This is a genomic window from uncultured Shewanella sp. (assembly GCF_947497935.1).
Taxonomy (GTDB): Bacteria; Pseudomonadota; Gammaproteobacteria; order Enterobacterales; family Shewanellaceae; genus Shewanella.
Genome location: NZ_CANMIO010000018.1, coordinates 58,489 through 70,867 on the forward strand (window position 1 = coordinate 58,489; position 12,379 = coordinate 70,867).

At 45.3% G+C, this 12,379-nt stretch carries 14 protein-coding genes; 7 read left to right on the forward strand and 7 right to left on the reverse strand.

Features of this window, described 5'->3' with window-relative positions:
• Positions 1–15 precede the first annotated feature (15 nt).
• The 4 genes from Q1A86_RS17150 (at position 16) to Q1A86_RS17165 (ending at position 3,590) form a co-directional block, all read left to right on the forward strand.
• Complete coding sequence (locus Q1A86_RS17150; protein ID WP_299809185.1) at positions 16–1,905, forward strand: penicillin-binding protein activator; 1,890 nt, start codon at positions 16–18, stop codon at positions 1,903–1,905.
• 125 nt (positions 1,906–2,030) lie between these two features.
• Entirely contained in the window at positions 2,031–2,357 is a 327-nt protein-coding gene (locus Q1A86_RS17155) for a YraN family protein (protein WP_299809325.1), read from the forward strand.
• Between the two features lie 73 nt (positions 2,358–2,430).
• The gene (locus Q1A86_RS17160; protein WP_012153519.1) at positions 2,431–3,024 is read left to right on the forward strand and encodes a phosphoheptose isomerase; all 594 of its coding nucleotides are present in this window, start codon (positions 2,431–2,433) and stop codon (positions 3,022–3,024) included.
• Entirely contained in the window at positions 3,021–3,590 is a 570-nt protein-coding gene (locus tag Q1A86_RS17165; RefSeq protein WP_299809188.1) for a BON domain-containing protein, read from the forward strand. Before Q1A86_RS17160 ends, Q1A86_RS17165 begins: the two co-directional genes overlap by 4 nt.
• 37 nt (positions 3,591–3,627) lie before the next feature.
• Here the strand turns inward: Q1A86_RS17165 and Q1A86_RS17170 are convergent, their stop codons facing one another.
• Entirely contained in the window at positions 3,628–4,512 is an 885-nt protein-coding gene (locus Q1A86_RS17170; RefSeq protein WP_299809190.1) for a DMT family transporter, read from the reverse strand.
• A 143-nt stretch (positions 4,513–4,655) separates the two neighbouring features.
• On the opposite strand from Q1A86_RS17170, the gene Q1A86_RS17175 reads away from it, so the two are divergent.
• On the forward strand, positions 4,656–5,534 hold the full coding sequence (locus Q1A86_RS17175; RefSeq protein ID WP_299809192.1) for a LysR substrate-binding domain-containing protein: 879 nt from the start codon (positions 4,656–4,658) through the stop codon (positions 5,532–5,534).
• A 61-nt stretch (positions 5,535–5,595) separates the two neighbouring features.
• On the opposite strand, the gene trpS is transcribed toward Q1A86_RS17175, so the two are convergent.
• The 3 genes from trpS to rpe are packed head-to-tail and all read right to left on the reverse strand — an operon-like array spanning position 5,596 to position 7,988.
• The gene (gene trpS / locus Q1A86_RS17180) at positions 5,596–6,606 is read right to left on the reverse strand and encodes a tryptophan--tRNA ligase (RefSeq protein ID WP_299809194.1); all 1,011 of its coding nucleotides are present in this window, start codon (positions 6,604–6,606) and stop codon (positions 5,596–5,598) included.
• 5 nt (positions 6,607–6,611) lie between these two features.
• Complete coding sequence (locus Q1A86_RS17185; protein WP_299809197.1) at positions 6,612–7,310, reverse strand: phosphoglycolate phosphatase; 699 nt, start codon at positions 7,308–7,310, stop codon at positions 6,612–6,614.
• A 3-nt stretch (positions 7,311–7,313) separates the two neighbouring features.
• Positions 7,314–7,988, reverse strand: a complete 675-nt coding sequence (rpe, locus tag Q1A86_RS17190; RefSeq protein ID WP_299809200.1) for a ribulose-phosphate 3-epimerase — start codon at positions 7,986–7,988, stop codon at positions 7,314–7,316.
• 201 nt (positions 7,989–8,189) lie between these two features.
• Between rpe and Q1A86_RS17195 the strand changes: the two genes are divergently transcribed.
• Entirely contained in the window at positions 8,190–8,528 is a 339-nt protein-coding gene (locus Q1A86_RS17195) for a hypothetical protein (RefSeq protein ID WP_299809203.1), read from the forward strand.
• 8 nt (positions 8,529–8,536) lie between these two features.
• Positions 8,537–8,722 (forward strand): DUF2970 domain-containing protein, encoded by a 186-nt coding sequence (locus tag Q1A86_RS17200; RefSeq protein ID WP_299809206.1) that lies wholly within the window; start codon positions 8,537–8,539, stop codon positions 8,720–8,722.
• Positions 8,723–8,747: 25 nt separating this feature from the next.
• Here Q1A86_RS17200 and Q1A86_RS17205 read toward each other — a convergent pair whose 3' ends face one another.
• From Q1A86_RS17205 to aroB, 3 genes are all read right to left on the reverse strand, one after another.
• The gene (locus tag Q1A86_RS17205) at positions 8,748–9,587 is read right to left on the reverse strand and encodes a Dam family site-specific DNA-(adenine-N6)-methyltransferase (RefSeq protein WP_299809209.1); all 840 of its coding nucleotides are present in this window, start codon (positions 9,585–9,587) and stop codon (positions 8,748–8,750) included.
• Between the two features lie 54 nt (positions 9,588–9,641).
• Entirely contained in the window at positions 9,642–11,135 is a 1,494-nt protein-coding gene (locus Q1A86_RS17210) for an AAA family ATPase (protein ID WP_299809212.1), read from the reverse strand.
• 163 nt (positions 11,136–11,298) lie between these two features.
• Positions 11,299–12,378 (reverse strand): 3-dehydroquinate synthase, encoded by a 1,080-nt coding sequence (gene aroB / locus Q1A86_RS17215; protein ID WP_299809215.1) that lies wholly within the window; start codon positions 12,376–12,378, stop codon positions 11,299–11,301.
• Between the last annotated feature and the right edge of the window lies 1 nt (position 12,379).

Consider the following 12,379-nt stretch of genomic DNA (forward strand, 5'->3'; position numbering starts at 1 on the left):
CCAGAGTGAAGACCCGTGTTAAAAAGACTGAATACAACAAAATTTATCTCTATCGCAATTTTATCTGCGGTTTTGTTCGGTTGCGGCACGACGACTGCGCCGGTAAAGACTGAAAAGACTGAAGTTTCTTTATCTTCGGTGACTAAGCCGTCATCACAATACCTGGCATTAGCCGCCAGCGAAAAAAACAAAGAAACTCAGGATAAGTATGTTTTACTCGCCGCACATGCCTTTATCAATGAAGGTAATGCCAGTGCCGCCGATAAAACATTGAAGTCTATTGCTCAAGATATCAGCCAAAAACCTGAGTTACTGGCCGAGCATATTTACCTTTCGGCTCGAGTGCTCGAAATGACCTCAACTTATGATCATGCACTGCAGGTACTCAAATATCCAAGTAACTGGAAACTACCTAACTGGCAATGGGTCAGCTACTACCAGTTCAAGGCACACCTATACCAGCTGATTAACCAGCCGATTGATCAAGTTAGACAGCTTAGCTTACTCAGTCAGTATCTCCCTGCTGCCGAAGCCCATGAAGTCAATGACACTATCTGGCGCTCACTGCAGCCGATTAATGAGCAAACGCTACTTAGCTTTAGTGACGATAGAACAAACCCTATTTTTGCTGGCTGGGTGCAGCTCGCCTACATAGCTAAACACTATGCCGTGGATCCAAATGATCTGGTGCGCCACTTAGGCAGCTGGCAGCAGCTCAACCCTAACCACCCTGCTGCGGCAAAATTGCCAACAGATTTAGAAAAGGCGCTTAATACCCAGCCTTACCAACCAAAAAATATCGCGGTATTGCTGCCATTAACGGGTTCGCGTGCAGTTGTCGCCAACACAGTTAAGCAGGGCATTCTTGCTAACTATATGGCAATGGGCAATGACGATGTGACGCTTAACTTTTTCGATACCGCCACCGGAGCTCAAGCGGCTTATCAACAGGCTGTCGCTGCTGGTGCAGAATTTATCATTGGTCCGTTACTGCAATCTGAAGTCGAGCAGTTACAAAATATGACACCAGTGAGTGATGCCGTAAACGCTGCAGATGCCGCCCTTCCTGCAAGCTCAGTTCCTGCAAGCACTGTGGCAAATAAGACCATACCTCAGCTATATCTGAACCACATCGATACCTTTACGGCCGATCCAGATAAGTTCTTCTTTGCTCTGTCTCCAACTGATGAAGCTATCGATGCCGCTCAGCGCCTCTACAATGATGGTATTAAGCAACCACTCCTGCTGGTAAGCAACGATGCCGTTGGCCACCGCATGGCCGAAAGTTTTGCTAACGCCTGGAAAAAACTAACCAATAACGTAGCCGAAATTCACTACTATGACGGCGGCGATAAGATGAAAGTGACAGTGCAAAAGGCCCTAGGGGTTATCGACAGTAAGGAACGTATTGCTCGTATTAAAGCGATTCTAACGCCTAAGATTGAAGCCGATTTTCGCTCACGCCGCGATATCGATGCGATTTATATGATCTCTGCCAGCAAAGATTTAGTGCTGCTTAAGCCCTTTATCGATGTTAACTTTAGTGTGTTTGCCGATCCAGTTCCGCTCTATACTACCAGCCGTAGCCGAGTCGAAGGCAATAGCCGCAATACTGCTGAAGAGCTAAATAACCTCACCATTAGTGATATACCTTGGTTATTAACACCGAACACCGAAACTCAAATGGTGAACGAGCTATGGCCAAGCTGGAGCAATAGCCGCAAGAGACTATTTATAATGGGCTATGATGCGCTGGATTTAGTGGGTAAACTGGCTCAGATGCGCGCCTTACCAGGCTATCAGTTTTCAGGTCGTAGCGGCATGTTATCGGTGCAACCTGACGGCACATTAAACCGCCAGCTAAGTTGGGGCCGATACCAAAGGGGTAACTTACGTCCGCTATAAAGCTGATGCACCCTGACGTTAGGATAATTTACAAGTAAATACCCAAAGTTAAGCAGTCTCGATTATTGCTTTAGGATATAGTCAAATTGACGCCACAGGGATGAGCGAGTTTGATGGCAAAAAATCTGAACCAAGGTCAAATAGCCGAACAAAGTGCACGACGATACTTGGAACGACGCGGCCTGAGGTTTATTGAGCAAAATGTACGGTATCGCTTTGGCGAAATCGACATTGTGATGAAAGATGGCAGCGATTGGGTGTTCGTTGAGGTAAAATACCGCTCTCCATCTCAATACGGTGGAGCCGTCAATGCGTTGAGCCATGCACAAACTCTACGCATTAGAAAAGCGGCGAGTCATTACATACAGATTAATCGAATCGATGCCATATGTCGTTTCGATGTTGTCGCGGTCGATCCCGATGCCATACAGTGGATCCGCGATGCTTTTTAAATAGCTTAATTTTCATATGCTCAGTTAGGTAAAATACCTTTCTACCAAGCATATATAAACATAGGGTTTATCCATGTTAGAACGCATAAAAGACAGTTTTACCGAATCAATTCAAACTAAGATTGATGCATCTGAAGCCCTTCCAGAGTCAATCGCAAAAGCCGCAGAGATGATGGTTAACTGCCTACTAGGTGGCAATAAGATCTTAGCCTGTGGTAATGGCGGCAGTGCTGGCGATGCGCAGCATTTCTCTGCTGAGCTATTAAACCGTTATGAAATTGAGCGTCCACCGCTACCTGCAATTGCATTGAGCTGTGATACTTCAACCATCACCGCGATTGCTAACGATTATAGCTATGATGAAATTTTCTCTAAGCAGATTATGGCACTGGGTCAGCCTGGTGATATCTTACTAGCGATTTCAACTAGCGGTAACTCAGGTAACGTGATTAAAGCGATGGAAGCAGCCCTAAGCCGTGATATGACGATTGTATCGTTAACGGGTAAGGACGGCGGCGCGATGGCTGGCCTTCTGAGCGTCAATGACGTTGAGATCCGCGTACCTTCAAACGTGACTGCGCGTATTCAGGAAGTTCACCTGCTAGCGATTCACTGCCTATGTGACAATATCGACCGCACGCTATTCCCGCAGGACGAGCAGGCATGAGAGCACTGCTCCCATTAATCGCCGTTGTATTAATGCTACAAGGCTGCGCAGGGGCCATTATGGTCGGCGCAGTTGGCGGCGCAATGATGGTTAATGACGAGCGTAGCTTTAAGACTCAAATTGACGATACCAATGCCGACTTTAATGTCTCCAGCGCGTTAGCATCTCATGATGATTTAAACAATCAAGCCAACATTAGTGGCATCGTAATGAACTCCAATGTATTGATGATTGGCCAGGCGCCAAACTCTATGCTCAGGGATAAAGCCATTCGTGTCATTAAAGAGTTGCAGATTGGTGGAAAGATCCACAACCAGATCCGTATAGGTAATCCCACCTCATTTACAACGCGTAGTAACGATACTTGGATCACCACCAAGGTGAAGGGACGCATGCTTAATGAGAAAGGCTTAGATGTTACTAACATCAAAGTCGTTACTGAAAATGGTGAAGTGTTTCTGGTTGGATATGTTGAGCGAGAACAGGCCGATTTAGCCGTTGAGGTCGCTCGAAATACTGCTGGTGTACGTAAAGTCATTAAAGTGTTTGAGTACACGGACTCTTAATCTGTAGCACAGAGACGTCCACCAGCGATTAAAGAAATCATCCCGCTTTTTGCTCGATGATTTTTTTTGGTCTTAAATAAGCAACTCTTGCCGCAACCCATGGGATAATTAAAGACGGCAACACAATAAACCCAGCGCCAACCCAACTCAAACCATCTAACCACTCGTCAAACAATAGCCAGCCAAACAATACGCAAAATAGTAGCCCAGTGTATTCGGCTATCGCGATTTGACTCGCCTCGGCCTTACGGTAAGCCAACACGCATAACCAGTGATAAGCCAGCAAGAAACTATTACTGAGCGCAGCCATGCCGATTAGCGCCCAACTGACTCCCTCGAAGCCCTGCACTAACACCATAATGAATGTCAGCGGGATACTGAGCGTGTTGTAAAGCATCAAGGTGACACTCGGGTTTTCGGTGTCGGGTAACTTACGCAGTGCTAGCTGATTCAGGGCAAAGGTGAATGCAGAGATCAGCACCGCAATACCAAACCAGTTTATCTCGCTGGGGCGCAACAGAATTAAGATGCCGATAAATCCTAGAATAGTGGCGATCCACTGAGTTGGTGTGACCTTCTCTTTAAGAAATAATGACCCCATCAGGACTATCATCAGAGGTGCAGAAAAAAACAGTGAGCTTACTGTTGCCATAGGCAATGACATCAAGCCCATGATCAGACAAACCGCGCCCAATGCCCCCGTGTTAGAGCGGAAGAAGTGCACTTTAAGGTGTCTGGTCGCAGGCCTTTTGGCGTAAAACCACAGCGGTAATAACATTAATACCGACAAAAGCTGACGCAAGAACAAAAAGGTGGCCGCGTTGCTACCCTCTGGGATCCATTTAATAGACACATCGTAGAGTGCACTAAAAAGATTACCAAAAACGAGTATTGCCATGGCAATCATGACGTTGGATTTCATCTGCAATTCCACAGTACAACTGAATTTGGGTGCATGATATCGCCCGCAAAATCTAAACTAAAATGATGTTTTTTTTCCATTCATGAATTAAATTAATACCATGATAAAGATCACTTATTAAATTCATACATAGGACCCTCGCCATGCGCAAACTGCCCCCTCTCAGGGCGCTACAAGTCTTTGAGGCCGCCGCCAGACAATCACATTTCTCCCGTGCGGCCGCGGAACTTTGTATTACCCAAAGCGCGGTGTCCCATCAAGTCAAACAGCTTGAAGAGCACTATGGCGAGCGACTATTTAAGCGTGAGGGACGACAACTACGACTGACTAGCAAAGGCAAGTTGCTATATAAAGAATTAGAGCGAATCTTTAATGAACTTAGTGATTTAAGCATGCAGATAAGTGGCGACAGTAATGATCAGCTGCGCCTTGCCGTTTATAGCTCATTTGCGATCAAATGGCTCATCCCTAGGCTCAGTGATTTTAGGCGCCAACATCCGCAAATAAAAATCCGTCTCAATATGATTGCCGATGATCCCGAGTTAAGCGACAGTGTGGCCGACATGTTTATCACGGGCCAAAGTGGCCAATTAGGTTACCATCATCACTTATTACATAAGGAGCGCTTAATTCCGGTGATTAGCCCAAGCTTGATGGTTCCAGATAGCCTAGCACTGGACGAATTAGCTAAACACCCATTGCTGACTGTTGACGAGGGACCTCTCGGATTAGATTGGGACAGATGGTTTGTGGCTAACAACTTAGCCCTACCAGCAGAGCAACAACAACAACAACAACATGTTTTTAGTCATGTGTTAATGGCTATTGAGGCTGCTATTGCAGGCCAAGGGATCGCACTCGCATCGGATTTTATGGTGCAGGCCGATATCGAAAGAGGCTTATTGGTTGAGTTGGATTTACCCGATATTTTGACTGGATTTGAGTTCTACTTCAGCTGTAAACAGAGACGACTCAAAGAGCCCGCTATTGCCGCCTTTGTGAATTGGTTGAGCCAGCAGTAAATACAAAAAAGTAATAAAAAAGCCAGCGTACTGCTGGCTTTCATTAGTTCGTATCAACGAGTTAAACAATAAGACCAATCTTTTCGTAAACGTTCTTGATGGTCACTTCAGCGCGCGCCTGTGCTTTCTCTGCGCCATCTTTCATCACTTGATTCAAGAATGCTTGGTCTGCACGGTACTCTTTAAAGCGCTGCTGTAGCGGCTCCAGCATACCCACAACGGCTTCACCAGTTGCCACTTTCAAATGACCATACATCTTGCCTTCAAACTCGGCTTCAAGACTGGCAATTGACTGACCAGTACAGCCAGACATTAAGCTCAGTAGGTTTGATACACCAGGCTTTTCAGCAACGTCAAAACGAACCACTGGCGGCTCTTGGCCATCTGTCATCGCTTTTTTGATCTTCTTCATGATCGCTTTTGGATCTTCAAGCAGACCAATAACATTATTACGGTTATCGTCAGACTTAGACATCTTCTTCAGCGGATCTTGCAGTGACATCACCTTAGCACCATGCTCAGGAATGAATGGCTCTGGGATCACGAAAGTCTCACCGTAGGCATTATTAAAACGAGTCGCGATATCGCGAGTCAGCTCTAAGTGTTGCTTCTGATCTTGGCCCACTGGGATCTCGTTCGCTTGATAAAGCAAGATATCCGCCGCCATCAATACTGGGTAACCAAATAGGCCGACGTTGATATTGTTAGCGTGCTTCTGAGACTTGTCTTTAAACTGCGTCATGCGGTTTAGCTCACCCATCTGGGTGTAACAGTTTAACGCCCAGCCAAGCTGAGTGTGCTGTGGCACCTGAGACTGGATAAATACCGTGCTCTTTTTAGGGTCAACACCACAAGCTAAATATAGCGCTAGCGTATCTAAACACGCCTCGCGTAACTTAACTGGATCTTGTCTGACAGTAATCGCATGCAGGTCAACGACGCAATAAAGGCAATCATGACTATCTTGCATTGCAACCCACTGACGTAACGCGCCCATATAGTTGCCGATGGTTAGCTCGCCCGATGGCTGCGCTCCGCTTAGAACTACTGGTTTCGTTAGGGGGGTCGTCATTTTGTTTATTGCTCCGTTGCTTTATCGCGCAGATTAAGTAGCGCGGTTATTTCACTAAATTGTTCACATACGGCATCTGGGCCGCTTAGCCCGATATCTTCACCGTAGTTGTAGCCATAGGTCAAGCCCACAGAGGCTACCTTAGCCGCTTTTGCCGCTAATATGTCGTTCTTTGAGTCACCCACCATCAACAACTGCTCAGCTCCTAACTGCCACTCGTGCAAAATATGCTGCAGTGGTAATGGATCAGGCTTCATTTTTGTTAATGAGTCACCGCCAAGCACCATGTCAAAGTAACCATGAATATTAAATGCTTCAAGCAGTGGAATGGTAAATTCATAAGGCTTGTTTGTGACAATCGCTATACGATAGCCCTCTTGCTGTAACCGCGCTAATACCGACACTACATCTGCATATAACACACTGTGCTGCTGCAGATTAAGCCGATAAAAATGCATAAAGCGCGGCATAGTGTTTTGCAGCTTTTCTTCCCCCACTTGAGTATCAAGGGCAAAAGATAGCGCTCTTCGCATTAGCATCTCAGCGCCATTACCCACCCAGCTTCGCACCTGCTCATCACTACAAACTGGAAGGTTAAGCTCTTCTAGGGTCGCGCGCGTGGCAGCCGCTAGATCCGGAACGCTATCGATTAGCGTTCCGTCTAAGTCAAATGCTACCGTGTTAATTTGACTAAAAGGGCTCATTGATTACGCCTCAACGCTCGCAAGTTCTGCACGCATCTCGTCAATAACCGCCTTGTAATCAGGCTTATTGAAAATAGCTGAGCCCGCGACAAACATGTCTGCACCTGCCGCTGCGATTTCGGCAATATTGTCGACCTTAACGCCGCCATCGACTTCGAGGCGAATATCATAACCACTGTCATCAATCAGCTTACGCACCTGACGCAACTTATCCAAAGTAGTCGGAATAAATGATTGGCCACCGAAACCAGGGTTAACAGACATAAGCAAAATAACATCCAGTTTATCCATTACATGGTCTAGGTAATGAAGAGGGGTTGCAGGGTTAAATACTAGGCCCGCTTTACAGCCAGACTCTTTAATCAACTGCAAAGTACGATCAACATGCTCCGAAGCCTCTGGATGGAATGTAATAATCGATGCCCCAGCCTCTGCAAAATCAGGAATGATACGGTCGACTGGCTTCACCATTAGATGCACGTCGATATCCGCTGTGATGCCGTAGTTACGTAACGCCTGGCACACCATAGGGCCAATCGTTAGATTTGGTACATAATGGTTATCCATGACATCAAAATGAACCACATCAGCGCCTGCGGCTAATACCGCATCGACATCTTCACCTAAACGAGCAAAATCGGCAGATAAAATAGAAGGAGCAATCAAAAATGGACGCATATCGAACTCACCTGAATGTTTAAGAAATATGCTATTCTACCTGCTGTAGCCATAGCCCTCCACACCTGAAAGCCCATTTCAGTTAATTAGCACAGATAAAATAATTCACTTAAACAGTGAAATAGAATTTACGGGTAAAAAATGTTTAAAATATAGCCAGACTTGCTATAATGTTTCGACCAAGTTAATAAAGGAGGCGTGATGAAAGGACTTATCCAGAATACAGCAATACTAAAATCTGCTGTGCTTCTTGCGCTTGCGAGCTCAGCAATTGGTTCTCTTGCTTTGTCGTCAAATCCTGTAGAAACAGCATCAAACAATGCTTGTGCCTGTGATACTACAACCAGTCAATATAACCCTAGCCTACCTGCCAGCCATCCTAATAATCGCTGCGCGAGTCAGTCAGATGATCTAAGCTGGAAAAGTTGGTTAACAGGTAAGAGCCAAACCAATCAATTACACTTTATCGATCTGTTTGAGCTGCTATACGGTCACGAAAGTGCACCTATTAGCAAAAGCTCTCCACTCAACGGCAAATAATCAGCGATATGCTACGCCATCTCTGGCAGCTATTTTCGAGTACTATCGCGGCTTTTTTTGGTGTGCAAACTGAACAAAACCGCCTTAGAGATTTCCAAGCCTCTTCACCATTACCCTTTATTATCATGGGCATAGTGTTGGCGATTATGTTCGTGGCTGCGCTATTGCTCATCGTTAAGCAGGTACTCGCGTAAACGATAAGCTAAGTGCTAGAGCAGGTTAATCATTCTCACTATGGTACGAATCGTCGTACAAAGCCATCAATTCATCGACCTTCTTACGACCACTCCCCTTCTGACTGATGTTACGTTGAACCTGAATCGTTCCAAAACGAGCCCCATGGTATAACTCACGGGTTAATGGAATATCATGGTTACTGATCAGCACTGGAATACCCCGTTCTATCGCCGTATGACGCGCTTGTCTAGCAAGCAATGCCTGATCGTCTAACGAAAAACCGCTGCCCACATAAGTGGTAAAGCTAGCAGTTGAAGACAGAGGTGCATAAGGTGGATCACAATAAACCACATCGCCAGATTGAGTCATACCAATTGCCTGCTCATAACCTATGCAGTGAAACTCGGCATTTTGAGCCTTTAGCGAAAACGCACGGATCTCTTTTTCTGGGAAGTAAGGTTTTTTATATGAACCAAATGGTACATTGAAGCCGCCTTTACGGTTATAACGACATAGGCCATTAAAACCATGACGATTCATATAAAGGAAATAGACTGAGCGCGTAAAGGGATCTTGAGTCGCATTAAAGGCGGTACGGATCTTGTAGTAAGCCTCTTTATCATTCATTTCTGGAACGAAAAGTGCCTTCGCAGCTTTGATATATCTATCGGGCTCTTTTTGCACGATCTTGTACAAATTAATCAGGTCATGATTAATATCGCACAAAAGATATTGGCTGTAATTAGTATTGAGAAATACCGAACCGGCACCGACAAAAGGCTCGACAAGGCGATCACCTTCAGGCAAATGCTCTGCCAAGGCTTCAATCAGTTTAAATTTTCCGCCTGCCCACTTTAGAAAGGCTCTTTGTTTTTTAATCATTTAAATTGATTGAACACTGTGAAAAAAAGAGAGCTGATGATTGTACTCTGTTTATTATTGAATTTCACGAGTTGGAAGTACATCTTGCAGCTCATATTCACTAAGATTTTGCCAAGCACGGACCCAAGGTTGTGAAATTCCCATTTCCGCTACCAATAATGCCGACTGTTCTTGCGCGATTTCTCGACTACTAAACTCACCGAGTAACACGACCCAACGCTGTTTATAGCGCGCCACTTTGACGTAAGGAATGCCCTGCAGTATTTTTAGCGTGTTATGCAGCGAATCTAAGCGCTTCACACTAGCCAGTTGCAAAGTATAACCCTCTATTGGCATAGCATCTTGGGCTCGTTTATTCGCTGAACGACTTTGCTCCGTCACCAAGCTCTCATCAGAGCCGTTAGCACTCGGCTTTTCAATCGACTCACTCCGTTGTCTGGGTAACTGCGATCTTGTCGGGTTAACTGGTTGTTCAATAGCATCAAAGGTAGGAGCTTGCTCGACTTGATAGGTAGTAACCACTGCAGTGCTAAAAGCAACACTTGAAGATTCTATTGACTCATCTAAGTTCGTAATCTTAACCACTACAGGCTCTGGATCATTAGCTGCACTCTCACTGCTACTCACTAATCGATTTTCACTGGAGTGAGATATTGGCAAATAGCCCTCAAGCACGCGTTCAGCATACTCAAGCAGAAACGCATTATCCATCGCAACCGGCTCGTTTGTATCTAGAGCAAATTCGATCTTATTAGCTGCGGCAATATTAGTGGCATCATTGTTATCACTCAGCCCCCAAGCTGCGAGTAAAGCGGTTATGCTTAATATTGAAGTGGCAACAAGCGTTGTTAGTTTAGACTTTTTCGGCGGCAGCTCTTGCTCGCCATTAAGAGCAAGCTCAAGTAGGTTAACAACTGCTTTTGGTGTGCCTAATTGTTGCTCCAAACGATTTTTAACTATGTCTCTTGGAGTAAACGGTTGTTGCTCACTACGACTTAAAAGCGTGTAGTACAGCCCTTCACGTTCAGCTTGATCTAGTGGTTCAATATTGATGGGGAGCACTTGCTCTAAGAGTGACTCTGGAAGCTGACCAACGACATCATTCAAAAACTCATTCGGTGATGTCATTAAGATCTTAATCACCTTACCAGGCAAGCTCATTTGGCTAAGCCAAATGCACTCGGCCCAGACATCTAGAGGTAATAGGTGCGCATCATCTAACACTATGCAACTCTCAGCGGGCAAAGAGTCTAGAACACTAAGCAAGCACTCTGGCAGCGGGATCTCATCATCAAAGACGGGATCGCTCAATAACTGAATAAGTATTTTGCGTCTGATTTCAGCGCTATCACAATGTTTAGGGCAAATAACGAGTGCAGAACTATGGTTATCTAATTCATTAACAAGCGCCGTGGCTAAGGTTGTCTTACCCGCACCATCTGCCCCCGTGAGCACCATCAGTTGCTCGCCGAACAAACTCAGATGCAATAGCCGGTGCAGTAATGCATCTTGGCTTGGTAGTAAAGTGGAGTCTGCGGCAAACGACATCTAGATCTGACCCCAATTCAATTGCGGCCATAAAAGATTGGCAATAATTTTAAGCGATAAAGATCCGCAACTATGCTTAAAAAAGGCCATAGCATGGGAAGAGAATTTAAAGACTTGTTTCTTAATACTGAGTTTAGCGTTCACCAATCACCTGCCACATAGTTTATGCGCAGCTGATAACCTCTTCCAGCAGCTCATCGGTAACGTCACTGTAGATCCCTGCTTGGCCTATGCCTTCAGGTAAAATAAGTCGTAACTGACCTTTGAGCACCTTCTTGTCTCGGCGCATATGCTTAATGAATTGATCGAAATTCATTGTCTCGGGAGCCGTTGTAGGCAGATCAAATGCCGCTAATAACGCTGTTATACGACAAACAATTGACTCATCAACGAGCCCAAGCTTATTTGAAGTGATTGCAGCAAGGACTGTGCCAGCAGAGACTGCCTCACCGTGTAACCAAACACCGTAGCCCATTTCGGCTTCAATAGCATGGCCAAAGGTGTGCCCGAGATTAAGCAATGCACGCACAGCTTGTTCGGTTTCATCCTTTTCTACAACTTCAGCCTTAATTTCGCAGCAACGGCTAATTGCATATTCGAGCGCTTGCGTATCCAATAATTTCAACGCTTCGACGTTGTTTTCAAGCCATTGGAAAAACTCTGCATCCCAAATCACACCATACTTAATGACTTCCGCCATGCCGGCTGCAAATTCACGTTTAGGTAAAGTGCTTAAGCAATGAGTGTCAATTAACACACACTTAGGCTGATAGAAGGCACCTATCATATTTTTACCTAGGGGGTGATTAACTGCGGTTTTCCCGCCAACAGATGAATCAACTTGAGACAACAAAGTCGTGGGGATCTGAATAAAATCCACACCTCGCTGATAGCTAGCAGCAGCAAAACCTGTCATATCACCAATCACACCACCACCTAGAGCAATCAAAACCGTATCTCTACCTAGATTTTGCTCTAGCAATGAAGTGAATATGGTATTCATCTGTTCGAGAGTTTTATATTGCTCACCGTCGGGCAGAATGACAGGAGTAACGCACGCGAAATCCGACAGCATAGCTTCTACCTTTTCGAGGTAAAGAGGCGCTATCGTTTCGTTGGTGACGATTAGAATGTTTTTATTTTGAAGATAGCGAGCCAATGGCTCGCTGCTACTAAACAAATTCTGGCCAATTTCAATTGGGTAACTGCGCTCTCCGAGCTCAACCAGAACTTGTTTAGTCATA